Raw genomic sequence first — 24,730 nt, 5'->3', positions numbered from 1 at the left:
GGTCAAGGAAACAGTGGCAGAAATGCCCCATTTAGCAAATTTTCTGCCACACTGGATGTATGTTGACCTCAGTGGCAGTCATCGTGGTTCCCAACTTCTCCATCTTCGAGTTCGGTACGGCTTTCGAAGTCTTCGGCATCGACCGCTCCGACCGCGGCGCAGGCGTTCCTGCCTTCGATTTCCGGGTGTGCGCGCCGGAGCCGGGCGACATCAGGATGAAATCCGGGCTCTCACTGCACGTCAGCCTCGGGCTCGAGGCCGCAGCTGACGCCGACCTCGTGATCATGGCCCCCTTCGGCCGCGACCAGGATGTTCCGGAGTCCGTGCTGGACGCGTTGCGGGCAGCCCACGCCCGCGGAGCGTGGGTCATGTCCATCTGCTCCGGAGCGTACGCCCTGGCCCGGGCCGGCTTGCTGGACGGGAGGCGCTGCACCACGCACTGGCATTATTCGCAGGACCTCGCCGCCCGCTACCCGGCGGCGATCGTCGATGAAAACGTCCTCTACGTCCAGGACGGGACCATCATCACCAGCGCCGGTACAGCCGCGGGAATCGACGCCTGCCTGCACCTGGTCCGCACGGAACTTGGCGCCAACGTTGCAGCCGCCATAGCGAGGGACATGGTGGTGCCGCCGCACCGCGACGGAGGCCAGGCACAATTCATCGACCGGCCCATGCCGCAATGTGGATCCGCGCCCATGGAGCAGCTCCTGCGCTGGATGGTGGAACACCTGGAGGAGGAACACAGCGTCAACGAGCTTGCCGCCAGGGTCCATATGTCCCCGCGGACCTTCGCGCGCCGGTTCCGGGCCGAAACAGGTGCGACCCCGGCTGCCTGGCTCAACTCCCAGCGGGTGCTCCGGGCCCAGGAACTGCTGGAGACCACCGAACTGAACATTGACGAAGTAGCCCGCGAAGCAGGATTTGGACATTCCGTACTGCTGCGGCACCACTTCGCCAAAGTCCTGGACACGAGTCCACAGAGCTACCGGAGGGCGTTCAGGGGCCAACTGGCTGAAGCCATCTAAGCTTCCGGCGGTAGCGGGTGGGGCGGTAACGGGTGGTTTATCTGCGGGCTGGTTGTTCTCCGGATGGTCAGCGCCGTGTGCCGAAGCGGCCGCGGGTTTCTGCGCCCTCCGCTTTGGCGCAATCGACCAGTTCCTGCCAAGGGCCGGTGACTTCCCGTTCCGGGAGGGTGGCGCGGCGTTGCCCGGCCCGGATCGAGTACATGAACCGGTCCGGTTGGTTGCCGGCCGGGGAGCGGTGGCTGGCCTCATCCCAAGGACACGCCTCCACCATGGGCAGCCACCGCTCCTTGTCCTGGGCGGACACCGCCTCGACGATCCAGACGCGCGTCATGGCGGCGATGCCCCCGCTGCGCTGGACTGTGATTTTCATGGCGCCGGCCCGTCACCGCTTTCTGTACATGACCGGCCGGGCGGGAACGTCCCCGCCTGCCCGGCCGGCTCCTAAACCTTGACCTTCACAGTTTCCCACGCCTTCCTCACGGCGTCATGCTCGGCCGAACCGGCACCAAAGAGTTCTTCCGCGGTAGCAAGGGTAGTCCTGGCGAACTTGCCGAAAGTGCAGGTGGCAGGAAGGGCGCCGCTGGTGAGGGTCCCGTACCAGATCTGTCCCGGGGCTTCCCAGGCGTTGCCACCCAATTCCGAGGCCACCAGGTAGAAGGCCCTGTTCGGGATGCCTGAATTGATGTGCACTCCTCCGTTGTCCGCGCTGGTGCGGACGTAGGTGTCCATGGAATAGGGCTGGGGATCCTTTCCCAGGACGTCGTCGTCATACGCCGTGCCGGGAGCCTTCATGGACCTCAGCGCGGAGCCCTGGACGTGTTCGGTGAAGAGGCCCTCGCCAATCAGCCAGCTGGCACGGCTGGCCGGCTGCTTCCTGACGTACTGCTCCACCAGCGCACCGAAGACATCCGACATGGACTCGTTCAAGGCCCCCGCCTGGTTCCGGTACGCCAAGTTGGCGGTGTACTGCGTCACGCCGTGGGCCAACTCATGGCCGATGACGCTCAAGGATTTAGTGAAGCGCTGGAAAATCTGGCCGTCGCCATCGCCGAAGACCATTTGGCTTCCATCCCAGAACGCGTTGTCATACAGCTGCCCGTAATGCACCGTGGCGTCCAGGGCCAACCCGGCGTCGTCAATGGAATTGCGCCCGAAAATGTCTGCGTAAAGCCCGTGCGTTCCGCCCAGGCCGTCATAAGCCTCATCCGCCGCAGCGTCCCCGGAAGGGGGTGCGCCTTCCTTCCGCACAACCCGCCCTGGCAGCGATTCGGACGACCCGGCGTCGTAGATGGTCCGGGAGGGCGGCCCGGGCTTGGCTTGGCGGGCACTCGGCGGGGCTGCGGGCACGGGAGTCGCCCGGGCGGCCTGCAAATCCCTGATATGCAGGAGCGATTCCTTGGCGGCCCGGGCTACGGCTCGGAGCCGGGGCTCGTGCTGAGCCGCAAGCCGGCGCAGCATGTACGGCGGGACGATCGAACACATCATGGACTACCCCTTTGGCTCTCTGCGACTGCAACTGCGACCAGCCTAGGAGCGGGGTCCGACAATTTCCGGGTGTCGCCCCGGCATGCCCCGAACTGATAGTCCGGCACCGCCTGGCGCCCGGACAGTGGCGAAAAGGGGCCGGGAACGACAAAGACCCCGCCAGGTAACTGGCGGGGTCTTCATTGTGCCCTCGATAGGATTCGAACCTACGGCCTTCTGCTCCGGAGGCAGACGCTCTATCCCCTGAGCTACGAGGGCATCCGGGGATCCCTCCGTTGCCGGTGGGACGTCCTAGAGCTTAGCAGCCACTGCGCCGCAAACGAAAACGGCACGCGACGCCGCCGCATCCGGCCTGCCGTCCCCCGAACCCCTAGTAGCCTGCGAAGGAGTCGATGTGGACACGCCGGGCGCCAGCCGACCGTGCAGCGGCCCGCAGGGACTCCACGCTGGCCGGCGACCCGGAGATATAGACGTCCCGCCCTGAAACATCCGGAACCAGCTCCTCAAGGCGGGTTCCGTCGATCCGGGAGGGACCGGCGTCGTGCATGAACGCCGGGGGAGTGGAACCATCGGCGAGGCGGGCAATCACCCGGGCACCGGAGGCTTCCAGCGCATCGCAGGAAGCAAGTTCATCGCGTCCTTTAGCCAGGTACAGCACCACCACATCACGGCCGGGGCCGCTGGCAGCAAGATGGGAGAGGAAAGGCGTGATCCCGATCCCCGCAGCAATCAGCAGGACAGGCCTCCCGGCGTCGTTGGGAAGCAGGAAGTCCCCGCCCACGGAGGTTGCCGATACCTTATCGCCCGGCTGCAGGGCGAGCAGCGCCTGCTTGGCACTGGACAAGGGACCGGCGGTTCCGACGCCGAAAGTCACCTCCGGCGCACTTGGTGCGCTGGTGATGCTGAAGACCCGGCGGCGGCCCTTGCCGTCGGATTTCCGGTGCGGCAGGTTCAGCTCCATGTACTGCCCGGCAGCGAAGCGGACGGGACGATCAGGCTCGAAGCGGAACTCCCTGCTGCCCGGGGTCAGCGGCCGCGAACCCTTGTACGTCAGGTGGACGGCGCCGCGCTGACCAAGGAAGAACGCCAGGAGGTTGCCCAGCAGGAGCGCGAGCTCGGGGGAGTTGGCGACGAAACCGAAATTGTAGGGAACGGAAAAAACGACGCCCACCAGTGCGGCCAAGGCCAGCTGTTGCCAGCGCCGCGGCGGAAGGGTCAGTGGCTCAGACAGCATGAAACCAACGAAAAACAGGACCGGCCGCTGGGCAAGCGGCTGCCACAACGACTGCCCCGCCGTCATCCCACGGCCCATGAGCTCGACGAAGATGATGCCGGTCGATACCACCGTGAAAACGGTGGCCATGGCCATTTTCCGCGTACGGTAGAGCACGGCCAGGACACCGGGAACCAGCAGCCACAGCATGGCAGGCGTTGCCGCCCACCATGTGGCGATGTTCAGCCCCGTCAAACCCGTGAGGAACGCTCCCGCCGCGGCCGGATTGAAAATGTGGCGCCCGCGGAACGCCAGCGCGTACTTGGAAGCACTGGACAGGACACATGCGAGAGCCACCCCGGCCATGTCAGTGGGGGCGAACGTTGGCCAGAAGAGGAAGTAGAGGAGCAAACCCGTAATCAGGGACGATTCCGAATGGGGCGTGGTCCGGAACAGCAGCGCGAGCAGGCGGTTCGATGCGTAGGTAACGCCGAGGCATACTGCCAGATGGACCAGCATCTGCGGAATTCCGAACGTCAGCCAGCCAAGGGCATTCAGGACCAGGCTGTAGGCCGCCAGGATGCCCAGCACCCACAGGACCAGGCGGTACATGGTGAACCTGCCAAGCCAGGTATCAAGCCGCGATTTCACTGCGTTCATGTGAACAGTTTCCCCTCAAAGTCCTTCGAACGGCTGAAGGTGCCGTCCGAGGACACCCGGAGCCAGGAAAATTCAAAACCGGACTCCAGCCGGGCCGGTTCCGCCATGAACAGCGCCGTGGCCAAGGCATCGGCCACCAATGCCGTGGATGCGCGGGTCCAGGTGGCTACCGTGGTCTGGATCGGCCGTCCGGTCCGCCCATCCAGGACGTGGTGCAGGCCATCACCCCATGCGCGACGGTTCGAAGCGGACGCGCAGAGCGCGCCGTTCTGCAGTTCGACCGTGCCGATCGCCTGCCGCGCATCATAGGGATGTTCCAAAGCGACGGTCACCGGGCGGCTGCCGGCATGGAGCATGTCGCCGCTGCCGTCCACCAGGAACTCGCGATGCCCGGCGGACCGGAGGACATCGCCGAGCAGATCCACCAGCTGCCCCTTGCCGGCCGCGCCGATGTCAAACACCAGGGGCTCCAAGGCACCCAGGTTTGTGCCCGTCCATTCCAGGACATCCTCCCACCGGGAGGCGGGCGCGGGGGCACCGTGTGGTGCCAGGGTGTAGGAGGAGTCATAACCAAGGCGTTCCAGGCTCCAGCCCACCAACGGGGTCATGGCGCCGTCGGTCAAGCGGTACAAGGACGCGTAAACGCCTTGGAGGGCCACGGCGTGGGCCGGAAGGACCACAGTGCCTGCCTCGCGGGCCAGGGCCGACACGGCAGAGTCCGCCCTGAACCGTGAGTAGGTCCGGTCGTAGTCCTCCACCGTGGACAGCAGGTGTCCCTGTACCTCAGGCGTGAGGGGGTCCTGCGTCGCGATGTCCCACTGCGTGCCGATCCCTTCAAAGCTGAAACTGCTCCAGCCCGGGTGCGGCATGGTGCTACTTTGCCTGGGACTTGATCTGCTGGACGGCGTCGTTGAAGCCGCCGGAGGTCAGCGACGAGCCGGCCACCTTGGAAACATTGAGCTCATCGATGTTCTTCCCCACTACCTGGCCGGCGATCCCGCTGGCGAATTCACCCTGGAACTTCTTGGTATTGGGGTTGGAAGGGTGGACCGTGATGTTCACGGCCGACACCGTGTCTCCAGCCAGGGTCAGTTCCACCCCGACGGTTTCCTGGCCGTTGGGAGACGTATAGGTCCCGTCTGCGCTGTAGGTGCCGTCCTTGTACGTAGACGTACCCGACCCGCTGGAAGAGGAAGCTGCCGCGGACGGGCTGCTTGTGGACGCCTGTCCGCCGTTCTGCGTGGCGGGCGTCTGGGTGGAAGGTGCCTGGGTGGAGGGCGCGCACGCTGCAGCGGTTCCGATGATGGAGAGGCCGGCGATACCAACGTAAAGGCTTTTGCGAAGTGGCGTAGTCATGGTTCTGCTCGTTTCAACTGGGCTTGGGATTGGACGCGGATCCGTCAATGGACCGGTAGTGCTCGGTAATGGCCGGCAAGGCCACCTCCTACGTCTTCACAACGATGAAATCAGCGTAATGGTTCACCCTGTGCCCCCGGCCAGCCGTTCCTGTGCCTCCGCTGTGTGCAGGTTGTCCACGTCCACGGCCCGAATTCCGCGTCTTTGCAGGCCCCCCGGTACGCTAGATGGGTGACTCCCGAAGAACTCTCCGCTGCCATATCCGCCTGCCTCAAGGACGCTGTCTCCGCCCAGGAAATCGCCCTGACGGAAACCGACGTTCCTGAAACCGTCCGCGTGGAGCGTCCCAAGAACAGGGAGCACGGAGACTGGGCCACCAACATTGCCCTCCAGCTTGGCAGGAAAGCAGGCATGAACCCGCGCGACTTCGCGGTCATCCTCAGCAACCGGCTGCAGGAAATCCCCGGGGTTACCGGTGTTGACATCGCCGGGCCGGGATTCCTGAACATCACCGTGGACGCAGCTGCCGCGGGCGCCCTGGCAAAAGCCATCGTGGAGGCCGGGCCTGCCTACGGCACCAACAAGGCGCTCGCCGGGCATGTAGTCAACATGGAATTCGTTTCAGCCAACCCCACCGGGCCGCTCCACATCGGCCACACCCGTTGGGCGGCACTGGGCGACGCCATCGCCAGGGTCCTGCGTGCGTCAGGCGCGGATGTCACTGCCGAGTACTACATCAACGACGCCGGCTCGCAGATGAACGTCTTCGCCAACTCCGTCCTGTCCCGCCTCCACGGACGCGATGTTCCCGAAGGTGGCTACCCCGGCGAATACATCCGGGAGTTGGGGGATGAAGTCCTCAAGGCCCACCCGGACATCCGCGAGCTCACGGACGAGGCGGCGCTGCCTGTGATCCGTGCCGCTGCCTACGAGGCCCAGATGGTGGACATCAGGAACACGCTGGCCGAATTCGGGGTCGAGTTCGATGTCTTCTTCTCCGAGAAGGAACTGCACGACGCCGGTGCCATCGAATCCGCGGTTGCCCGCCTTCGCGAGCAGGGCCACGTCTTTGACGACGGCGGAGCCGTCTGGCTGCGTACCACCGACTTTGGCGATGACAAAGACCGCGTGATGATCCGTGCCAACGGCGAACCCACCTACTTCGCTGCCGACGCCGCGTACTACCTGTCCAAGAAGGACCGCGGATTCATCGAGAAGATCTACCTGTTGGGGGCAGACCACCACGGCTACATCAACCGGCTCAAGGCCATCGCCGCGTGCGCAGGCGATGACCCGGAGGTCAACATCGAGGTCCTGATCGGACAGCTGGTCTCGATCAACGGCGCCAAGCTCTCCAAGCGTGCCGGCAACATCATCGAGCTCAAGGACCTGATCTCCTGGCTGGGCAAGGATGCCGTGCGGTATTCCCTGGCCCGGTTCCCTGCCGACTCACCGCTGACGCTGGACCCTGAACTGCTGAAGAAAAACAGCAATGAAAACCCGGTGTTCTACGTGCAGTACGCCCACGCCCGTTCACGCGGTACCGCGCGGAACGCAGCTGAGGCCCGGGTGGAACGGCAGATTGATGGCGAGGACGCCTTCGACGCGTCCTTGCTCGACCACCCGACCGAAAACGAACTCCTGTCCTACCTGGGCAGCTACCCGTCCATCGTCGCCAAGGCTGCGGAACTGCGCGAACCGCACCGGATTGCCCGGCACCTGGAAGTTATCGCGGGGGCTTACCACCGCTGGTACGATGCCTGCCGTGTGTCTCCGCAGGGTGAGGAACCTGTAAAGGACGTCAACCGCACCCGCCTGTGGCTCAACGATGCCACCAGCCAGGTGCTGGCCAATGGACTCGGACTGCTGGGCGTCTCTGCGCCGGAACGGATGTAACCATGACCACCCACGAATCACCGCTGGCCCCCGAATGGCTGGCCGTTCCCGAGGACCTGAACGCCCTGCAGCCGCTTCTGTGGGCTGAAGGCGTGCAGAAGAACGACGCCGGTGAGGTCACCATTGACGGCATCGCTGCCAGCGCGCTGAAGGAGCAGTTCGGTACCCCGTTGTTCGTCATGAGCGAGACCGACTTCCGGTCCAGGGCACGCGCTTTCAAGGATGCTTTCGATGCTGCCTTCGCGGACATCTGCGGGGGAGTGGATGTCTATTACGCGGGCAAGTCGTTCCTGTGCACCGCCGTTGCACAGTGGGTTGCCGACGAAGGCCTGCGGCTCGATACCTGTTCCGGCGGGGAACTCGCTGTGGCAGCGCACGCCGGACTTCCCGGAAGCCACCTGGGCCTCCACGGAAACAACAAATCCGATGCCGAAATCAACCGGGCCCTTGACATGAACGTAGGCCGGATCGTGGTGGACAGCCTCGATGAACTGGAACGCGTGGCCAAAATCGCGTCCAGCCGGGGCACCAGGGCAAACGTGATGTTGCGGCTGACTCCCGGGGTGCACGCACACACGCACGAGTTCATCGCAACGGCCCATGAAGACCAGAAGTTCGGACTCTCCATGGCCGGTGATACCACCGATGAGGAGGGCCTGTCGGCGGCGGAGGAAGCCGTTGCTGCTGCGGTGGCCTACGACAGCATCGAACTCCTGGGGTTGCACTGCCACATTGGCTCGCAGATCTTCGAGCCGGACGGCTTTGCCCTGGCGGCCCAAAAACTGCTGGGCTTCCAGGCTGCCATGCAGCAGAAGTACTCGATCGTGATGCCGGAGCTCGATCTTGGCGGAGGTTACGGCATCGCCTACACCCCCGTGGACACTCCGCGCCCGCCGGCGGACATTGCGCAGGCGATGGCTGCCGTGGTGCGTGCAACCTGCGCGGAGCTGGGCATCACTGCACCGCGGATCTCCATCGAACCCGGCCGTGCGATCGTCGGCAGCACCACGTTCACCCTGTATGAGACGGGCACCACAAAGACGGTACGTGTGGACGGTCCGGCTGACACGGATGAGCCGGACAACGTTACGTACCCCCGGCGCTATGTGTCGGTGGACGGCGGAATGAGCGACAACGCCCGCCCGGTGCTGTACGACGCGGATTATTCGGCGATTTTGGCGTCCCGGAACTCCAGTGCGGCTCCGCAGCTGTCCCGCGTAGTGGGCAAACATTGCGAGAGCGGCGACATAGTTGTTAGAGATGTATATCTGCCCGCGGATGTGGCAGCCGGTGATTTGCTCGCAGTACCGGGTACCGGCGCCTACTGCTGGGCCCTCTCCAGCAACTACAACTACCTGGCACGGCCCGGTGTTGTCGCGGTGCGCGACGGCGTCGCAAGGCTCATTGTCCGCGGGGAAACCGAAGAAGATCTCTTGAACCGCGACATGGGAGTGGCGAATGTCTGAAGTGCGAAACCTGAAGGTGGCCCTGCTGGGCTGTGGCAACGTTGGGGCCCAGGTCGCGCGGATTCTGATTGACGACGCCGAGGCCCTTGCGGCCCGCAGCGGGGCACGGCTGGAACTGTCCGGTATCGCCGTGCGGAACATCGATTCACCCCGTGATGTTGAGCTGCCCCGCGAACTGTTCACCACTGACGCCGAGACGTTGGTCAAGGACGCCGACCTGGTGATCGAGCTCATGGGAGGCATCGAGCCGGCCCGTTCGCTGATCCTCACCGCCATCCAGAACGGCGCCTGCGTGGTCACGGGCAACAAGGCATTGCTCGCCCAGGACGGTCCCACCCTGTACGAGGAAGCCGACAAAGCCGGGGTGCAGCTGTCCTACGAGGCCGCAGTGGCCGGTGCCATCCCGATCCTTCGTCCGATCCGGGACAGCCTTTCCGGAGACCGCATCACACGCGTTCTGGGCATCGTGAACGGCACCACCAACTTCATCCTTGACCAGATGGACAGCACGGGCGCGCAGTTCGCCGACGCCCTGGCCGAAGCCCAGCGCCTTGGCTATGCCGAAGCCGATCCCACTGCCGATGTCGAAGGCCACGACGCCGCAGCCAAGGCGGCAATCCTTGCCTCGCTGTCGTTCCACACGCGTTTCTCCCTGGATGATGTCTACTGTGAAGGCATCACCAAGGTCAGCGCCGAGGACATCGCCTCCGCCAAGGAAGCGGGCTTTGTCATCAAGCTCCTCGCCATCGCGGAGAAGATTGACTCGGAGGACGGAAGCGGCATCTCCGTCCGCGTCCATCCCACGCTCTTGCCGCGGGAGCACCCGCTTGCAGCTGTCCGTGGAGCCTTCAACGCAGTGTTCATCGAGGCGGAAAACGCCGGCGAGCTGATGTTCTACGGCCAGGGAGCCGGCGGCACGCCCACAGCTTCGGCAGTGCTGGGCGACCTTGTCTCCGCTGCGCGGCGCCTGGTCCTGGGCGGACCCGGTCGAACCGAAACCACGACGGGCCATGTTCCGGCATTGCCGGTTGACGCCTCGAACACCAGCTACTACATCGGCTTGGATGTGGCAGACCAGGCCGGCGTGCTGGCTCGCATCGCCCACATCTTCGCGGAGAACGGCGTGTCCATTGAGATCATGCGCCAGACAATCCACCGGGATTCCGCATCCAACGTGGAATCGGCTGAGCTGAAGATCGTGACGCACCGGGCATCCGAAGCTGCACTTGCAGCAACCGTCGAGGCCGTGAAGGGCCTTGACGTCATCAATTCTGTGACATCCGTACTGCGGGTAGAAGGGGTCTAAGTGGCTCACCAATGGCGCGGAGTAATCCGCGAATACGCTGATCGTTTGCCTGTAACGGAAGCCACCAAGGTCATTACCCTCGGCGAGGGCGGCACTCCTCTTGTCCACGCGCAGAAGCTTTCCGAACTGACCGGCTCCGAGGTCTACCTCAAGGTCGAAGGCATGAACCCCACCGGTTCCTTCAAGGACCGTGGCATGACCATGGCCATGACTGCTGCCGTCGAAGCCGGTGCCAAAGCAGTTGTTTGTGCCTCGACGGGAAACACCTCCGCCTCCGCTGCTGCGTACGCTACGGCCGCCGGACTCAAATGCGCGGTCCTGGTACCCGAAGGCAAAATCTCCATGGGTAAGCTGAGCCAGGCCATTGCCCACGGCGCCACGCTGCTGCAGGTGGACGGCAACTTCGACAACTGCCTGGACATCGCCCGCAAGCTGGGCGAGTCGTACCCGGTGTTCCTGGTGAACTCCGTCAACCCTGCACGTATCCAGGGCCAGAAGACGGGTGCTTTCGAAGTTGTGGACTCCCTGGGCGACGCGCCCGACATCCACGTGCTGCCCGTGGGCAACGCAGGGAACATCAGTGCCTATTGGAAGGGTTACAAGGAGTACGCCGCTCCGTTCGAGACCGCCAACGGGACACTCCCCGCCGTGTCCACCAGGACCCCCGTCATGTGGGGCTTCCAGGCTGCAGGTGCGGCTCCCTTCGTGGCCGGACACCCCATCACTGAGCCTGACACCATTGCCACCGCCATCCGGATCGGCAACCCTGCATCGTGGGAAACCGCTGTTGCGGCCCGTGACGAGTCCGGCGGCCTCATTGAAGCCGTGACGGACGAGGAAATCCTCGCCGCACACCGTTGGCTGTCATCGAAGGAAGGCGTCTTCGTCGAACCCGGCTCGGCCGCCGGTGTCGCCGGGCTGATCAAGAAGCACGCTGCCGGCGAGGTGCCCTCCGGAAAGACCATTGTCATCACCGTCACGGGCCACGGCCTGAAGGACCCGCAGTGGGCCCTTCGCACCGAGGACGGCAGCGACGTCCAGCCCGTCAAGGTGCCCAATGACGTCGTTACCGTGGCAGCAGAACTGGGACTGGAAGAAAAGTAAGAGTGGAAACAACGCAGCCCACCGCGACTGATCGTGCACTTGTCGCGGCAGGCCAGCGGCTGACCGTCACGGTCCCCGGAACGAGTGCCAACCTGGGGCCCGGCTACGACAGCCTGGGCCTGGCCCTGTCCATCCATGACACCCTGACGGTGGAAACCCTGGAGTCCGGGGAGCTCGAGTTCGAGCTCTCCGGCGAAGGGGCGGATACCCTTCCCCGCGATGCTTCCCACCTGGTGGTGCGTGCGATCGATCTTGCCCTGGAGCGGCTCGGCTACCAGCGTGCGGGCCTCCGGATCACTGCAGACAACGTCAACCCGCATGGACGTGGGCTCGGTTCGTCGGCTGCGGCCGTGGTTGCTGCGGTCACCGCCGCCAATGCCTTGGTTCCGGAAGCAGCCCGGCAGGACCGTGACTGGATATTGCAGCTGACCAGTGAGATCGAAGGTCACCCTGACAACGTCGCACCCGCCATCTTTGGCGGATTGGCGCTGTCCTGGCAGGACAGCGAGCAGTACAGCAGTACGCGCGCCGACGTCGCGGCGTCGGTGGTTCCGGTGGTGGCAATTCCCGACTATGAACTGTCGACGGAAACTGCCCGCGGACTGCTGCCGGCCTCGGTGGGCCACCATGCGGCAGCCATGAACTCGGGGCGCGCTGCGCTGCTGATCCACGCTCTGACCAGCCAGCCCCGCTTCCTGTTGCCAGGTACCGAAGACTATTTGCACCAGAGCTACCGGGCCGAGGCAATGCGTCCCAGCGCCGACCTCATTGCATCGCTGCGGACCGCCGGGCATGCCGCCGTTGTTTCAGGTGCCGGGCCTACTGTCATGGTCCTGGCCAACGGCCAGGGTGAAGCCGCGGAGATTGTCCAAAAGATTGAGGCATTTACGGCATCCAACACACCGGATGTCGGATGGCGCGTGATGACGCTGGCTGTGGACGTCGAAGGTGCTAGAGTGGAAGTGCACCGCCGGTAAAGCCGCGGGCAGTTCCCTGATTTTGGACTACGGTGGATTCGCCGTTCCTTTCGTCAACTGCGTCAACGCCTGGTGGTGCCGTCTCCTTCCGGCCTGTTTCAGGTTCCGCAGAACTCTCTCTGTTCCCTGAATAGTCAGTCGGCTGTCCGGGCAACTGGATCCAGTGAAGACGATCAGTACCGGCCCTGTTGGCCACAATCCATCAGGCAAGGCCGAAAATACCGGCTGCAGATCTGAACTGCAGCCCAGATCAAATCATCGCGTCCGGCTCTCGCCCTGGACGCCGTCGAGGGGGAAGGATCCTTCGTGACAGAAACCACTGAGCTGGCTTCAGCTGTGGACACATCATCTTCTGCTGCCGAGTCGTCAACGGCAGCCGCCACCAAGAGCAGTGGCCTTGCAGGCCTCAAGCTCGCCCAGCTTCAGGCTCTCGCCAGCCAGCTGGGAATCTCCGGTGGTTCGCGCATGCGCAAGGGGGACCTGGTAACGGCCATCTCTGCCCACCGGGCCGGGACGTCCACCGCCAAAGCACCTGCCAGGGCAACCAAGGCAGCCAAGGCAACGGACACCGTTGCCACCCAGGCGCCCGCCGAAGCCCCGGCCCCGGCAGCAGACGCCGCAACCGCACCGGATGCCGGCGCCGAAACCCCGGCCCAGGAAGCACCCCGGGGCCGTGGACGTGGCCGCAGCCGCCGCGCCACCAGCGACGGCGTAGTAGCCGCCGCTGCCGAGGCAGCTGCTGTCGCCGCTCCGGGTGAATCCGCCCAAGCAGCCGCTCCGGAAGCTGCGCCGGCCGAAGCGCCTGCCACGCAGGACAACAGTGAAGCTGCAAGCGAACGCCGCCAGCCGCGTACCCGCAACCGCCGCCGTGGCGAGGCCGCCGCAGCTTCCGCGGAAACAGCCGAGGCAGCCGCACCTGAGCAGCGCGAACCCCGTGCCGAGCGGGCAGAACGCACCGAGCAGCGCGGCGAACAGCGCGGCGAACGCAGCGAACAGCGCGAGCAGTCCGAAGCCGGGGAGCAGCCCCAGCGCGAACGTCGTGACAACTCCCGCCGCCGGGAGGACAACGAAGGCGAGGACACGGGCAACCGCCGGAACCGCCGGAACCGCCGCGACCGCAATGAGCAAAATGACCGGAGCGACCGGCGCGGTGGCCAGGACGGACGCGACGGCAACAGCCGCAGCGACCGCTTCCGCGACCGCAACGAGCGCCGCCGCGGCCGGGCCCAGGGTCCCGAGGTAGACGACATCGAGATCACTGAGGACGACGTCCTCCTGCCGGTGGCAGGCATCCTCGACGTCCTGGAAAACTACGCGTTCATCCGTACCTCCGGCTACCTCCCGGGCGCCAATGACGTCTACGTCTCGCTGGCCCAGGTCAAGAAGTACAACCTGCGCAAGGGCGACGCCGTGGTGGGTGCCATCCGTGCCCCGCGCGAAGGTGAAGACCGCAACCAGCAGTCCTCCCGCCAGAAGTTCAACGCCCTGGTCCGCGTGACCTCGGTCAATGGCAAGACGCCGGAGGAACTGAAGGACCGGGTCGAGTTCGCCAAGCTGGTTCCGCTGTACCCGTCCGAGCGCCTGCGCCTGGAGACGGACCCCAAGAAGATCGGCCCGCGTGTCATCGACCTCGTGGCTCCGATCGGCAAGGGCCAGCGAGGCCTGATCGTCTCCCCGCCCAAGGCTGGTAAGACGCTCATCCTGCAGTCCATCGCCAACGCAATCACCACCAACAACCCTGAGGTCCACCTCATGATGGTGCTGGTTGACGAACGTCCCGAAGAAGTAACGGACATGCAGCGTACGGTCAAGGGCGAGGTCATTGCCTCGACGTTCGACCGTCCTGCCGATGACCACACCACAGTTGCCGAGCTTTCGATCGAGCGTGCCAAGCGCCTCGTCGAAATGGGCATGGACGTTGTGGTCCTCCTGGACTCCATGACCCGCCTGGGCCGCGCCTACAACCTGGCAGCCCCCGCCTCGGGTCGTATCCTGTCCGGTGGTGTGGATTCCGCCGCGCTGTACCCGCCCAAGCGGTTCTTCGGTGCTGCCCGCAACATCGAAAACGGTGGCTCGCTCACCATCCTGGCCACCGCACTCGTGGAGACCGGTTCCAAGATGGACGAGGTCATCTTCGAAGAGTTCAAGGGCACCGGCAACATGGAACTGCGCCTGTCCCGCCAGCTGGCGGACAAGCGCATCTTCCCCGCCGTGGACGTCAACGCGTCCGGCACGCGCCGTGAAGAAAACCTGCTCTCGGCCGAAGAAGTCAAGATCATGTGGAAGCTGCGCCGTGTCCTCTCGGGCCTGGAGCAGCAGCAGAGCCTTGAGCTGCTGACCAACAAGATCCGGGAAACGCAAAGCAACGTCGAGTTCCTCATGCAGGTCCAGAAGACGACGCTTGGAGCAAAGTCGGACAACGACAAATAGCTGCTCTGGTGAGCCGCTGATTCTGCTGCCCCCGCCCCTACGCGTGGTGGCAAAGTCCCTTCGGGCTTTGCCACCACGCTCCGGCAGGCCCGAAGCCACTCCCGGGGCAGCAGAATCAGCGGCTCGTCCCGCTTTCGGCCCGCCTTCGCGGGTTGGCAAAATGCTCGACGTCGGCAACGGTCCCCGACAGGCGGATCAGAGTGGGCTCTCACCCGGTGTCATTGGCCCGTCGTTGCAGTTATTAGACTTGTACGAGTCGAAAGAGGTTTGAAAAATGTTTGAGTCCGTCCAGGGATTGCTTGATGAGCATGCCGCCATCCAGGCGCAGCTGAGCGATCCTGCCGTGTATGCCGACCAGTCGCTTGCCCGTAAGCTGGGGCGGCGCTCTGCCCAGCTCCAGGGCATCGTGGAGGCGTACAACAAATGGCGCGGACTCAACGACGACCTTGAGGCTGCCAAGGAAATGGCCGCCGAGGATCCCGACTTTGCCGCTGAGGTGGAGCAGCTCGAGGAGCAGATTCCCGCCGCCCAGGAGAGGCTGCGGCGCCTGCTCATCCCGCGCGATCCGGATGATGCCCGTAACGTGATCCTCGAAGTCAAGGGCGGTGAAGGCGGCGACGAGGCTGCGCTGTTCGCCGGCGACCTCCTTCGGATGTATATGCGCTATGCCGAGTCACGGGGCTGGAAGACGGAAATGATTTCCGCCACCGAGTCCGATCTCGGTGGCTACAAAGACGTTTCCGTGGCCATCAAGGGCAGTTCGAACGATCCCGCGGAGGGCGTTTTCGCCCGCCTGAAGTTCGAGGGCGGCGTGCACCGGGTGCAGCGCGTTCCCGTGACGGAATCCCAAGGGCGCATCCACACCTCCGCTGCCGGTGTCCTGGTGCTGCCGGAAGTTGATGAGCCTGAGGAAATTGAGATCAACCAGAACGATCTCAAGATCGACGTCTACCGTTCGTCCGGTCCGGGCGGTCAGTCGGTGAATACCACAGACTCCGCAGTACGCATCACGCACCTTCCCACCGGGATCGTCGTGGCCATGCAGAACGAGAAATCGCAGCTGCAGAACCGCGAAGCCGCCATGCGCGTGCTCCGTGCCCGCCTCCTGGCCCACCAGCAGGAGCAAATTGACGCAGCGAACTCGGAGCAGCGCAAGTCGCAGATCCGGACCATGGACCGTTCCGAGCGCATCCGTACGTACAACTTCCCGGAAAACCGCATTGCGGACCACCGCACCGGCTACAAGGCCTACAACCTCGACGCCGTGATGAACGGTGACCTTGAGCCCGTCATCCAGTCGGCCATCGACATGGATGAGCAGTCCCGCCTGGACGCCATCGGCGAATAGCGTCCGGCAGGTTCAGCCCATGACGTTCCATCCAGGCCAGAGCCTCGCGGAGGCTGTGCGAGCAGCCGAGTCGGTGTTGTCCGAAGCTGGTGTTCCCAGTCCGCGGGTTGATGCCGAACTGCTTGCCGACCACCTGTTGGGGGTTGGCCTCGGGCGGCTTCGGGCCATGCTCCTTGGAGACTCGCCCGCTCCGGAAGGGTACGCGGAACTTGTCGCGGAACGCGCCGGCCGGGTCCCGCTGCAGCACATCACCGGAATCGCCTATTTCCGGCACCTTGAGCTGCGCGTCGGTCCGGGAGTGTTCATCCCCAGACCTGAAACAGAATCCGTCGTCCAACTGGTCATCGACCACCTGGCCGGAACAGACCATCCCAAAATGGTGGACCTGGGCACCGGTTCAGGCGCGATCGCCGGATCCCTGGCCCACGAAATCCCCGGTTCTGAGGTCCTGGCCGTCGAGTTCAGCCCCCTTGCCTACGCTTGGGCGGCCCGGAACCTTGAACCGCTGGGCGTTTCCTTGGTCCAGGGTGACCTTCGGGATGCACTCCAGGAACATAACGGAACCTTTGACGCCGTCGTGTCCAACCCGCCCTACATCCCGGCTGAAGCCATCCCGCAGGAGCCGGAAGTCGCGCTGCACGACCCACCGGAGGCACTCTACGGCGGGGGAGCCGATGGCATGGAACTCCCGACGGCGGCAGCGGCCTCAGCTGCCCGTCTTCTGAAGCCGGGGGGCTTCTTCGTGATGGAACACGCCGAGGTCCAGTCTGCATGGATTGCCGGAATGATGCGCCGCATGGGCTGCTGGGAAGACATTTCGACCCACGTTGACCTCAACGGCAAGGAACGTGCCACGAGCGCGGTGCTGGCAAAGAAGCCAACTGATCAATGAAAGAATAGCGGTGTGACCACAACATACAACTGCACTTCCGATGACCAGCGGGCTGAGGGACTCCAGCACGCACAGCGTGCCATCAGCGACAAGAAGTGCATCGTCCTGCCGACGGACACGGTGTACGGGATCGCAGCGGATGCCTTTTCCCCGCTGGCCGTCACCCTGTTGCTGGCCTCCAAAGGCCGCAGCCGCCAGATGCCGCCGCCTGTACTGATTCCCCGCATCAACGCCCTGGACGGGCTGGCCACGGACGTCCCGGCTGATGCCCGCGCCCTGGCGCAGGCGTTCTGGCCTGGCGGGTTGACCCTGATCCTGCACGCCCAGCCCTCCCTCGATTGGGATCTGGGCGAGACCAAGGGCACCGTGGCCCTCCGCATGCCGGACGACGAGCTCGCGCTGGAACTCCTGGGCCTCACCGGCCCCCTCGCCGTTTCTTCGGCCAACCGCACCGGCCAGGAAGCGGCGCAGACTGCCTCCGAGGCCCGCCTTCAACTGGCTGAATCCGTTGAGGTTTACCTCGAAGGCGGGTTCCGGCCAGTGCAGGGAACTGCGGCCGTTCCGTCCACGATCGTCGACGCCACCTCCGCGCCCTTCAAGGTGGTTCGCCAAGGGGCCATCTCCTTGGAACGTCTCCGCGAAGTTGTGCCCTCCATCCTTGGCTTCGGCGAATCGGCGGCAGCTGCCGAGGCAACTCCGGCGGACGCAGGGGCGGAACCAGTCCCCGCTGACCAGCCGGCCGCCGTCGACGATCCCCTGGAAGCCGCTGCGCCGAATGCCGCACCTGAGGCCAAGCCGGAATGATCCCGGACCGCCAGCGCGTCCCCGTCCTCGACGTCGACGCCACTCCGCTGCGCGTCAATGACCTCATCAATGCCCTGGGCGGGTTGATCGCCCGGGGTACCACCGCCACCGTGTTGGGACACAACCTGCACAGCGTGACACTGTTCCACTCATGCTCCACCTTCCGCTCCCTTTACGAGGACAGCTCCATCGTCCTCCTGGACGGTGCCCCCGTCGCCATGTTGTGGGGTCTCGCCCACAAACGACGCCTCAAGCACCTCGGGCAGGGGACCATGGCCTACCGCTTGGGTTCCACCGACTGGTTGCCTGCGTTGGGAGGCGTCGAGGGACTCGAACGGGTTGCAGTGGTAGGAGCCGGACGTGATGCGAACACCAAAGCCGTGTCACGGCTGCGTGAGCTGATCCCCGGCGCTGTGGTGGACGGCATGCCAGGCGAAGACTGGGATGATTCCCTGGAAGACGCTGTCGTCGGATGGCTGCACGGATTCCGCCCCCAGATGGTTCTTCTCGGACTGGGCATGCCACTCCAGGAGGAGGTCCTCGTCCGCCGGCTGCAGCAGCTGCCCCCCGCTGTGTACTGCGCCGTGGGTGGCGCGATCGACCAGGTGGCGGGGGTGCAGAAACTGGCACCGCGGTGGCTTGGCCGCCTTGGACTCGAGTGGGCATGGCGGCTGGTGCTCCATCCCGGGAGGGTCGCGTACCGCGTATTTGTTGAACCGTGGAAACTTGCCGGCCTGCTCATCCGCCGCCGTTTCCAACATTCCCCAAGCAAAGGCAGAAAATGACGTCCCAACCCGTCGTGGTAGCAGTTGTGGTGACCTATAACCGGCGCGAACTGCTGCAAACCACCTTGGCAGGCATCGCTGGAGGCACCATGGTTCCGGACGCCGTCGTCATTGTCGATAACGCCTCCACCGACGGCACCGCCGCCTACCTTCGCACCTACGCCGGCCCTCTAAAGACTGACGTGGTCACGCTCAACACCAACGTCGGTGGTGCCGGTGGTTTCGTGGTGGGCATGGAACGGGCTGTCCTTGACCATCATGCGGACCACGTCTGGATCATGGACGACGACACCGAACCACAGCCGGGTGCGCTGCGGGAAGCCTTGAATACGTCGGAGGCCTATGAACAGGAAACCGGCAGCGCTCCGGCGTTCGTCGCCAGCCGCGTTGTCTGGACCGACGGCCGGGACCACCCGATGAACCGCATGCGGCCCAGGATTGGCGCCGGCGAGGCAGCCCGCAGCGCTGCGGCCCGCATTGGTGCCACCCAGATCAGGAGCGCGTCGTTCGTCTCGGTGCTGCTCCGTGGCGCGGAAATCCGCAAGCACGGGCTTCCGATCGCTGACTACTTCATCTGGAATGATGACCTCGAATACACGGCCAGGGTCTCTCGGAGCGAAGCGGCGCTGGCCACCAACGCTTCGGTTGCCAACCACCACACCAAGGTGTTTGGTGATGCCGGGGCAGATCCGGGGCCGCGCTTCTACTACGAAGTCCGCAACAAAATCTGGGTGTACACCCGTTCCAAGGCCCTTGCGCCGTGGGAGAAAATTCTTTTCACGGGTGCATCGGTCCGCAACTGGACCCGGACCGTGGCCGCGTCGGGGAACCGCAAAGTACTTCTCAAGGGGCTTTTCACCGGGCTGGTCCACGGGTTCCGTCCACCACGGGCAAACGAGGACGTCCTGAGGGGGATCTACGCGCTTCGCGAGGTCCGCGGACCGGCAATGCGTCCCTGAAACCGTTCCGCCGGCTCCGTTTGGCGGGCGGCTTTGCGCTGCCTTGCGCCGGAGGTCACAGGCGTTGGCATTAGTATCGTGACTAGAGTCCACAACAATCCCGCATCATTCGGCACAGCCGGTGCAGGCATGGCGACGGAGTAGTTCCATTTATCGACAGACAGATTTCCACCCCTTGAGCTGCCCAGAACTACACGGCATTCCAGCGGCCCTCCGGCTGACCGGGATGGCCGTTGTTCGCGGTGCCGGCGCAGGCCTGCCGTCCGGAGCCGCCGCATGATCATGTATCTGCTGATGGCGCTGACGGCTGCCTTGGTCTCATACGCCGGAACCTGGGGAGCCCGGGTCCTGGGGAACAAACTCAGGCTGTACCGTCCCATCCGGAGCCGGGACATGCACTCGGTGCTGATCTCCAAGCTCGGGGGATTGGGCATATTTGCCGGCTTCTTTGTGGCGTTGGTTGTGGCAAGCAATTCCTTCTTCGTGAAGGATATTTTCCGCCACAACGACGCCCCGTGGGGCATTCTGGCCGGTGCTGTGGTCATTGTAGCCGTGGGGGTGGCGGACGACATCCTGGACATCCGGTGGTGGATCAAGCTGCTCGGGCAGGTGGCGGCAGCACTCATTGTTGCCATCTGGGGGGTGCGGATGTCCGTGGTGCCTTTCATTCCGGAGCCACTGTTCCTTGAGTCGGAGCTGGTCCAGATCCTCCTGACGGCCGGGCTGATCGTCACCACCATGAACGCGGTCAACTTCATCGATGGCCTGGACGGGCTGGCAGCGGGCGTGGCCACCATCGGCGGGGGAGCCTTCTTCCTTACTGCCTACTGGGTGCACCGGAACAACCCCTCCACGGACAATTCCGACCTTGCGACCCTTCTCATGGCCATCCTGGTGGGTGGATGCATCGGGTTCCTGCCGCACAACTGGTTCCCGGCCAAGATCTTCATGGGCGATTCGGGAGCGATGCTGATCGGGCTGTTGATGGCCTCGGCCGGTGTCGTGGCCACCGGCCAAATCAGTTCGGGCCTCTACGACCGGGCCAACGGTATCCCCACCATCATCCCGATCCTGCTGCCCTTCGCCGTGCTGTCACTGCCGCTGCTCGACTTCGGCATGGCCGTGGTCCGCAGGACCGCGCGCGGACAATCCCCCTGGTCAGCTGACCGCGGGCACCTCCATCACAAGCTGGTGGACCTCGGCTACTCGCACCGCACCGCCGTCGTGATGCTCTATGTCTGGACCTGCATCCTGGCCTTCGGCGGCGTGGCCTTCGCCATCTTCCCGTGGCAGGTCGTGCTGATCGTTGACGTCGTGGCGGCCCTGGTGATGGCCGCAGTCACCGCGTGGCCCTACTTCAAACGGAATGTGGCGCAACCGGGGGAGTAGTGCATGACGCCTGGTTATCGTCACAGTTCTATCTCATGTAGAATTCTTACTGCGGACATTCACTCGCCCGTTTCCCCACTTTGAGAATATGGCACCCCTTGCCACGAGGATTGGTATCCCCATGACATCCAACGCCAACACCGGACGCCCGTCCGGCAGACGTGGTGTTGGAGTTTCCGGACCATCCTCCTCACTGTGGCTGCGCCTGCTCCGGCTGAGCACGCTGGCGGCCTCTGCCGCAACCGTGGCCACCTGCGTGGTGGCAGCGGTCTTGAACGGCGGAACCGGAGCGCTCTCGGCAGCGTTCGGCTCGGCCCTGGTCATGGTCTTCTTTGCGATCAGCCTTCTGATCGGCCACTTCGTCGGCAGGAACAATCCCTCCGGTGCCGTGGGCCTCTTTGTTGCGACGTATTTCGTCAAAGTGATCGGCTTCGCGGTGGTTCTTTTCCTGACAGGTGCGCCGGAATGGCTCCACCACCGCTGGTTCCTTATCGGTGCCGTGGTGTGCGTCGTGTTCTGGCAAGCCGCAGAGATTTACGGATTCAGCAAAGCCCGCCTGCAGATCTACAACGATTCCGCAGACCAGGAGGGTAAACCCGATGCCACTGCGTAAGCGCCGCACCAGCCACTCCGCCCCGGCTCCTCAGACCCGCGAAACCAATGATTCTGCCGAGCCCGGAAACGATGGCGGCTACAACGCCGGCATCGCCGTCTTCAGCTACATCATTGGCGGGATCATTGTCTGGAGTTTGATAGGCTGGGGTCTGGATAATCTGTGGGGGACCCGCTGGATTGTGCTCCTTGGCGCTCTGCTGGGAGCCGCAGGAGGGTTCTATCTTTCCCATATGCACGGCCTCACCAAACCAAGTTCTTCGGCTGGCGGGAGCAACGCAGACAGCGGTCCGTCCACGGACGGGGACAGTAATGCCACATAATTTCACACGGAAATTGGATGCACTGCCTGTGTCCACCTTCCACCCAATGCCCAATGATGGACACAGCAGAGAGGAAACGCGTTGATCGCGCTTGCGCTCCCCGCCCAGGATTCGGGGTCATTCACCCCGCCCGGAATCGACGAAATGCACCTGCCGGCAATCCTGCCCTGGGGTGCACACGACGGCTTCTCCAAGCAAATGCTGCTGGTGATCCTTTCGGTCGTTATTATCGCCACCTTCTTTATCCTTGCCGCGCGCAAGCAGCAGCTGGTTCCCGGCAAACTGCAGTTCGCCGGCGAGATGGCCTACGGCTTTGTCCGTAACAGCATCGCCAAGGACATCATCGGCGGCAAGGACTTTATCAAGTATGTCCCTCTGCTGTTCAGCTTGTTCTTCTTCATCCTGCTGAACAACATCTACGGTGCCATCCCGCTGATCCAGCTTCCGAGCTTCTCCCATGTGGGCGGCGCCTATGTGCTTGCCGGCATCGTGTACTTCACCTGGATCATCATCGGCATCAAGAAGAACGGCCTGAAGTACTTCAAGCTGGCCACCGTACCGTCCGGCGTGCCGTGGTACATCCTCCCGATCGTCGTCCCGATCGAAATCATCTCCAACTTCCTGGTCCGCCCGGTCACGCACAGCCTCCGTTTGTTCGCGACCATGCTGGCCGGCCACTTGATCGTGATGCTCGCCGGTTCCGGCATCGAGTTCCTTGTCATGCAGGAGAACGTCCTGCTCAAGGGTGCCTCGGTCCTGGTCCTGGTTGGCGCCGTCGCCATGTACATGCTCGAAGCCCTGATCATGGCCCTTCAGGCTTACGTGTTCACGCTGCTGACAGCGATCTACATCGAAGGCGCACTGCACGCCGACAGCCACTAGGCACCCAACAAAGACTTCCCCTTGCGGGGATGAAGCAACCCAAACAACCTGCCGCACTGGCGGCATCTTGAAAGGAAGAAAAAATGGAAGGCACCATCAACGGCTCCCTCAACCTCATCGGCTACGGTCTTTCGGCCATCGGCGGTGGTATCGGTGTGGGTCTCGTGTTCGCCGCTTACATCAACGGTGTTGCACGTCAGCCGGAAGCTCAGCGCGTGCTGCAGCCGATCGCGTTCCTGGGTCTGGCACTGACTGAAGCTCTCGCCATCCTCGGCCTCGTCTTCGCTTTCGTTCTTTCCTAGTCCTTAGAACCAAGCGAATTCCAAGCACGAGTAGATAGGACGGGTGAAATATGAATCAGCTGATCATCTCAGCCGCCACTGAAGGCGAATCGGTCAGCCCCCTTATGCCCAATGTCTGGGAAATGGGTGTCGTCCTCGTCGGCTTTGCGGTCCTCATGTACATCGTGGTCAAGTTTGTTGTCCCGATGTTCGAGAAGACCTTCGCAGAGCGCGCCGAAGCCATTGAAGGTGGCATTGCCAAGGCCGAGCAGGCCCAGGCAGAAGCTTCTGCTGCACTCGAAGAGTACAAGCAGCAGCTCACGGATGCCCGTGCCGAGGCCAACCGTATCCGCGAAGAAGCACGCGCCGAAGGCGCCCAGATCCTCGCTGACCTGAAGGCCAAGGCTGCTGCCGAGTCTGCACGCATCACGGAACAGGCACACGCTGCCATCGAATCCGAGCGTCAGGCCGCAGTAGTGTCCCTCCGCTCCGAGGTTGGCACCCTGGCAACCACGCTTGCCGGCCGCATCGTTGGCGAAGCACTGACCGACGACGAGCGCGCAGCCCGCGTCGTGGACCGCTTCCTCGCCGATCTGGAGACCCAGAACGCAGGTGCAGCTAAGTAATGGCAGGTATATCGAGCGAATCGCTGACCACAGCGCTGGCCCAGTTGGAATCCAAGCTTCCCCTGGCGTCGCTGCAGTTGGCTAAGGACCTCTTCGGAATCCTGGGAACGGTGGACAGCTCGGCTGGCTTGCGCCGCGCCCTGACTGATCCTTCCCGTAGCGGAGACGAGAAGTCGGCGCTGGTCAAGCAGCTTGTTAGCGGAAAAGTCTCCGCTGATGCTGCTGAAATCGCAGGTGGATTGGCCAGCTCGCGCTGGGCTTCCGCACGCGATATCGGCGATGCACTCGAGACTCTTGCCGCCACGGTTGTCATTGCGGTAGCTGAAAACAAGTCGGCAGTTTCTGCCTCCGGTATCACGGGGCTGGAAGAGCTGGAAAACGATCTGTTTGCCTTCAACCAGGTCGTCGCTTCCAGCCACGAAGTACAGCGTGCTCTGTCTGAGCCGCAGGCATCCGCCGCGGCAAAGGTGGCACTGGCCGAGAAACTTGTTCCTGGCATCAGCGAGGAAGCAAAGGTTCTCATCAGCCAGGCCGTCACGCAGCCGCGTGGTGTCAAGCCGAGCAAGCTCGTCGAGTCCTTCGCCAAGCTTGCAGCCAGGCGTCAGCAGCGCTGGATTGCAACTGTCAGCGTTACCCGTCCGTTGACGGAAACGCAGGCCAGCCGTCTGCAGGCCGGGCTGGATGCCCTGTACGGCCGCGAACTCAAGGTCAACGTCACTGTTGACCCCACCCTGATTGGTGGAATCCGTGTCCAGGTGGGCGATGAAGTGCTCGACGCTTCGGTGATCGCCCGCCTGACCGAACTCCGCCGTCAGCTCGCTGGCTAGCCAGACCAAGCACAACACAACTGATAGAAAACCCGGTCATCGTGAGCAACGATGATCACGAAACAGGAGAGCAGGGACTGC

General features: G+C 63.9%; 24 protein-coding genes and 1 tRNA gene. 19 read left to right on the top strand and 6 right to left on the bottom strand.

The window, feature by feature from the left end:
* The first annotated feature begins 59 nt into the window (after positions 1–59).
* Positions 60–1,028, top strand: a complete 969-nt coding sequence (locus ACUYMZ_RS13555; protein ID WP_426003243.1) for a GlxA family transcriptional regulator — start codon at positions 60–62, stop codon at positions 1,026–1,028.
* Between the two features lie 67 nt (positions 1,029–1,095).
* On the opposite strand, the gene ACUYMZ_RS13550 is transcribed toward ACUYMZ_RS13555, so the two are convergent.
* From ACUYMZ_RS13550 to ACUYMZ_RS13525, 6 genes are all read right to left on the bottom strand, one after another.
* Positions 1,096–1,398 carry a protealysin inhibitor emfourin gene (locus tag ACUYMZ_RS13550; RefSeq protein WP_442423567.1) on the bottom strand — a complete coding sequence of 101 codons (303 nt, stop codon included), beginning with the start codon at positions 1,396–1,398 and terminating at the stop codon, positions 1,096–1,098.
* A gap of 71 nt (positions 1,399–1,469) precedes the next feature.
* Positions 1,470–2,513, bottom strand: coding sequence for a M4 family metallopeptidase (locus tag ACUYMZ_RS13545; protein WP_481603831.1), 1,044 nt, complete (start codon positions 2,511–2,513; stop codon positions 1,470–1,472).
* A 185-nt stretch (positions 2,514–2,698) separates the two neighbouring features.
* A tRNA-Arg gene (locus ACUYMZ_RS13540) sits at positions 2,699–2,771 on the bottom strand.
* 112 nt (positions 2,772–2,883) lie between these two features.
* Positions 2,884–4,386 (bottom strand): FAD-dependent oxidoreductase, encoded by a 1,503-nt coding sequence (locus tag ACUYMZ_RS13535; protein ID WP_481603829.1) that lies wholly within the window; start codon positions 4,384–4,386, stop codon positions 2,884–2,886.
* Positions 4,383–5,255, bottom strand: a complete 873-nt coding sequence (locus ACUYMZ_RS13530) for an FAD:protein FMN transferase (RefSeq protein WP_481603827.1) — start codon at positions 5,253–5,255, stop codon at positions 4,383–4,385. The genes ACUYMZ_RS13535 and ACUYMZ_RS13530 overlap by 4 nt, the downstream gene beginning before the upstream one ends.
* Positions 5,256–5,259: 4 nt before the next feature.
* On the bottom strand, positions 5,260–5,742 hold the full coding sequence (locus tag ACUYMZ_RS13525) for an FMN-binding protein (protein ID WP_426003237.1): 483 nt from the start codon (positions 5,740–5,742) through the stop codon (positions 5,260–5,262).
* A gap of 231 nt (positions 5,743–5,973) precedes the next feature.
* On the opposite strand from ACUYMZ_RS13525, the gene argS reads away from it, so the two are divergent.
* The 18 genes from argS (at position 5,974) to ACUYMZ_RS13435 (ending at position 24,649) form a co-directional block, all read left to right on the top strand.
* Entirely contained in the window at positions 5,974–7,638 is a 1,665-nt protein-coding gene (argS, locus tag ACUYMZ_RS13520; protein WP_481603825.1) for an arginine--tRNA ligase, read from the top strand.
* 2 nt (positions 7,639–7,640) lie between these two features.
* Positions 7,641–9,104: a diaminopimelate decarboxylase gene (gene lysA / locus ACUYMZ_RS13515; RefSeq protein ID WP_481603823.1), complete on the top strand. Its 1,464-nt coding sequence runs from the start codon at positions 7,641–7,643 to the stop codon at positions 9,102–9,104.
* The gene (locus tag ACUYMZ_RS13510; RefSeq protein WP_426003234.1) at positions 9,097–10,410 is read left to right on the top strand and encodes a homoserine dehydrogenase; all 1,314 of its coding nucleotides are present in this window, start codon (positions 9,097–9,099) and stop codon (positions 10,408–10,410) included. Before lysA ends, ACUYMZ_RS13510 begins: the two co-directional genes overlap by 8 nt.
* Positions 10,411–11,514: a threonine synthase gene (thrC, locus tag ACUYMZ_RS13505; RefSeq protein ID WP_481603822.1), complete on the top strand. Its 1,104-nt coding sequence runs from the start codon at positions 10,411–10,413 to the stop codon at positions 11,512–11,514. It begins immediately after the preceding gene.
* Positions 11,515–11,516: 2 nt separating this feature from the next.
* The gene (thrB, locus tag ACUYMZ_RS13500; RefSeq protein WP_426003232.1) at positions 11,517–12,491 is read left to right on the top strand and encodes a homoserine kinase; all 975 of its coding nucleotides are present in this window, start codon (positions 11,517–11,519) and stop codon (positions 12,489–12,491) included.
* Between the two features lie 306 nt (positions 12,492–12,797).
* Entirely contained in the window at positions 12,798–14,921 is a 2,124-nt protein-coding gene (gene rho, locus ACUYMZ_RS13495) for a transcription termination factor Rho (protein WP_481603821.1), read from the top strand.
* A gap of 274 nt (positions 14,922–15,195) precedes the next feature.
* The gene (gene prfA, locus ACUYMZ_RS13490; protein WP_426003228.1) at positions 15,196–16,269 is read left to right on the top strand and encodes a peptide chain release factor 1; all 1,074 of its coding nucleotides are present in this window, start codon (positions 15,196–15,198) and stop codon (positions 16,267–16,269) included.
* A gap of 19 nt (positions 16,270–16,288) precedes the next feature.
* The gene (prmC, locus tag ACUYMZ_RS13485; protein WP_426003227.1) at positions 16,289–17,161 is read left to right on the top strand and encodes a peptide chain release factor N(5)-glutamine methyltransferase; all 873 of its coding nucleotides are present in this window, start codon (positions 16,289–16,291) and stop codon (positions 17,159–17,161) included.
* Positions 17,162–17,173: 12 nt separating this feature from the next.
* The gene (locus ACUYMZ_RS13480; protein WP_481603818.1) at positions 17,174–17,965 is read left to right on the top strand and encodes an L-threonylcarbamoyladenylate synthase; all 792 of its coding nucleotides are present in this window, start codon (positions 17,174–17,176) and stop codon (positions 17,963–17,965) included.
* Positions 17,962–18,750, top strand: a complete 789-nt coding sequence (locus tag ACUYMZ_RS13475; RefSeq protein ID WP_481603816.1) for a WecB/TagA/CpsF family glycosyltransferase — start codon at positions 17,962–17,964, stop codon at positions 18,748–18,750. The genes ACUYMZ_RS13480 and ACUYMZ_RS13475 overlap by 4 nt, the downstream gene beginning before the upstream one ends.
* Positions 18,747–19,709 (top strand): glycosyltransferase, encoded by a 963-nt coding sequence (locus tag ACUYMZ_RS13470; protein ID WP_481603814.1) that lies wholly within the window; start codon positions 18,747–18,749, stop codon positions 19,707–19,709. Before ACUYMZ_RS13475 ends, ACUYMZ_RS13470 begins: the two co-directional genes overlap by 4 nt.
* Before the next feature lie 276 nt (positions 19,710–19,985).
* A complete protein-coding gene (locus ACUYMZ_RS13465) occupies positions 19,986–21,098 on the top strand; it encodes an MraY family glycosyltransferase (protein ID WP_442423575.1) in 1,113 nt (370 codons plus the stop codon).
* A gap of 121 nt (positions 21,099–21,219) precedes the next feature.
* Positions 21,220–21,711, top strand: a complete 492-nt coding sequence (locus tag ACUYMZ_RS13460) for a Cg1360 family ATP-synthase-associated protein (RefSeq protein WP_442423576.1) — start codon at positions 21,220–21,222, stop codon at positions 21,709–21,711.
* On the top strand, positions 21,698–22,033 hold the full coding sequence (locus tag ACUYMZ_RS13455; RefSeq protein WP_426003219.1) for a hypothetical protein: 336 nt from the start codon (positions 21,698–21,700) through the stop codon (positions 22,031–22,033). The genes ACUYMZ_RS13460 and ACUYMZ_RS13455 overlap by 14 nt, the downstream gene beginning before the upstream one ends.
* 81 nt (positions 22,034–22,114) lie before the next feature.
* Positions 22,115–22,915, top strand: a complete 801-nt coding sequence (atpB, locus tag ACUYMZ_RS13450) for a F0F1 ATP synthase subunit A (protein ID WP_426003217.1) — start codon at positions 22,115–22,117, stop codon at positions 22,913–22,915.
* Between the two features lie 83 nt (positions 22,916–22,998).
* Positions 22,999–23,217, top strand: a complete 219-nt coding sequence (gene atpE, locus ACUYMZ_RS13445) for an ATP synthase F0 subunit C (protein WP_011775261.1) — start codon at positions 22,999–23,001, stop codon at positions 23,215–23,217.
* Between the two features lie 50 nt (positions 23,218–23,267).
* On the top strand, positions 23,268–23,822 hold the full coding sequence (locus ACUYMZ_RS13440; protein ID WP_426003216.1) for a F0F1 ATP synthase subunit B: 555 nt from the start codon (positions 23,268–23,270) through the stop codon (positions 23,820–23,822).
* Positions 23,822–24,649: a F0F1 ATP synthase subunit delta gene (locus ACUYMZ_RS13435; RefSeq protein ID WP_426003215.1), complete on the top strand. Its 828-nt coding sequence runs from the start codon at positions 23,822–23,824 to the stop codon at positions 24,647–24,649. The genes ACUYMZ_RS13440 and ACUYMZ_RS13435 overlap by 1 nt, the downstream gene beginning before the upstream one ends.
* The last annotated feature ends 81 nt before the right edge of the window (positions 24,650–24,730 follow it).

The organism is Arthrobacter sp. T572, from assembly GCF_056780115.1.
The sequence above is the reverse complement of the archived record's forward strand: the minus strand, read 5'-3'. Positions and strand labels throughout refer to the sequence as shown.

What these genes read in the sequence shown, in the direction of transcription:
- ACUYMZ_RS13435 (WP_426003215.1), top strand. Translation starts at nt 23,822, where the DNA reads ATGGCAGGTATATCGAGCGAATCGCTGACCACAGCGCTGGCCCAGTTG.
- prfA (WP_426003228.1), top strand. Translation starts at nt 15,196, where the DNA reads ATGTTTGAGTCCGTCCAGGGATTGCTTGATGAGCATGCCGCCATCCAG.
- ACUYMZ_RS13550 (WP_442423567.1), bottom strand. Translation starts at nt 1,398, where the DNA reads ATGAAAATCACAGTCCAGCGCAGCGGGGGCATCGCCGCCATGACGCGC.
- ACUYMZ_RS13475 (WP_481603816.1), top strand. Translation starts at nt 17,962, where the DNA reads ATGATCCCGGACCGCCAGCGCGTCCCCGTCCTCGACGTCGACGCCACT.
- ACUYMZ_RS13525 (WP_426003237.1), bottom strand. Translation starts at nt 5,742, where the DNA reads ATGACTACGCCACTTCGCAAAAGCCTTTACGTTGGTATCGCCGGCCTC.
- ACUYMZ_RS13530 (WP_481603827.1), bottom strand. Translation starts at nt 5,255, where the DNA reads ATGCCGCACCCGGGCTGGAGCAGTTTCAGCTTTGAAGGGATCGGCACG.
- ACUYMZ_RS13510 (WP_426003234.1), top strand. Translation starts at nt 9,097, where the DNA reads ATGTCTGAAGTGCGAAACCTGAAGGTGGCCCTGCTGGGCTGTGGCAAC.
- ACUYMZ_RS13460 (WP_442423576.1), top strand. Translation starts at nt 21,220, where the DNA reads ATGACATCCAACGCCAACACCGGACGCCCGTCCGGCAGACGTGGTGTT.
- ACUYMZ_RS13555 (WP_426003243.1), top strand. Translation starts at nt 60, where the DNA reads ATGTTGACCTCAGTGGCAGTCATCGTGGTTCCCAACTTCTCCATCTTC.
- ACUYMZ_RS13440 (WP_426003216.1), top strand. Translation starts at nt 23,268, where the DNA reads ATGAATCAGCTGATCATCTCAGCCGCCACTGAAGGCGAATCGGTCAGC.
- ACUYMZ_RS13465 (WP_442423575.1), top strand. Translation starts at nt 19,986, where the DNA reads ATGATCATGTATCTGCTGATGGCGCTGACGGCTGCCTTGGTCTCATAC.
- ACUYMZ_RS13470 (WP_481603814.1), top strand. Translation starts at nt 18,747, where the DNA reads ATGACGTCCCAACCCGTCGTGGTAGCAGTTGTGGTGACCTATAACCGG.
- ACUYMZ_RS13545 (WP_481603831.1), bottom strand. Translation starts at nt 2,513, where the DNA reads ATGATGTGTTCGATCGTCCCGCCGTACATGCTGCGCCGGCTTGCGGCT.
- prmC (WP_426003227.1), top strand. Translation starts at nt 16,289, where the DNA reads ATGACGTTCCATCCAGGCCAGAGCCTCGCGGAGGCTGTGCGAGCAGCC.
- atpE (WP_011775261.1), top strand. Translation starts at nt 22,999, where the DNA reads ATGGAAGGCACCATCAACGGCTCCCTCAACCTCATCGGCTACGGTCTT.
- lysA (WP_481603823.1), top strand. Translation starts at nt 7,641, where the DNA reads ATGACCACCCACGAATCACCGCTGGCCCCCGAATGGCTGGCCGTTCCC.
- ACUYMZ_RS13455 (WP_426003219.1), top strand. Translation starts at nt 21,698, where the DNA reads ATGCCACTGCGTAAGCGCCGCACCAGCCACTCCGCCCCGGCTCCTCAG.
- ACUYMZ_RS13535 (WP_481603829.1), bottom strand. Translation starts at nt 4,386, where the DNA reads ATGAACGCAGTGAAATCGCGGCTTGATACCTGGCTTGGCAGGTTCACC.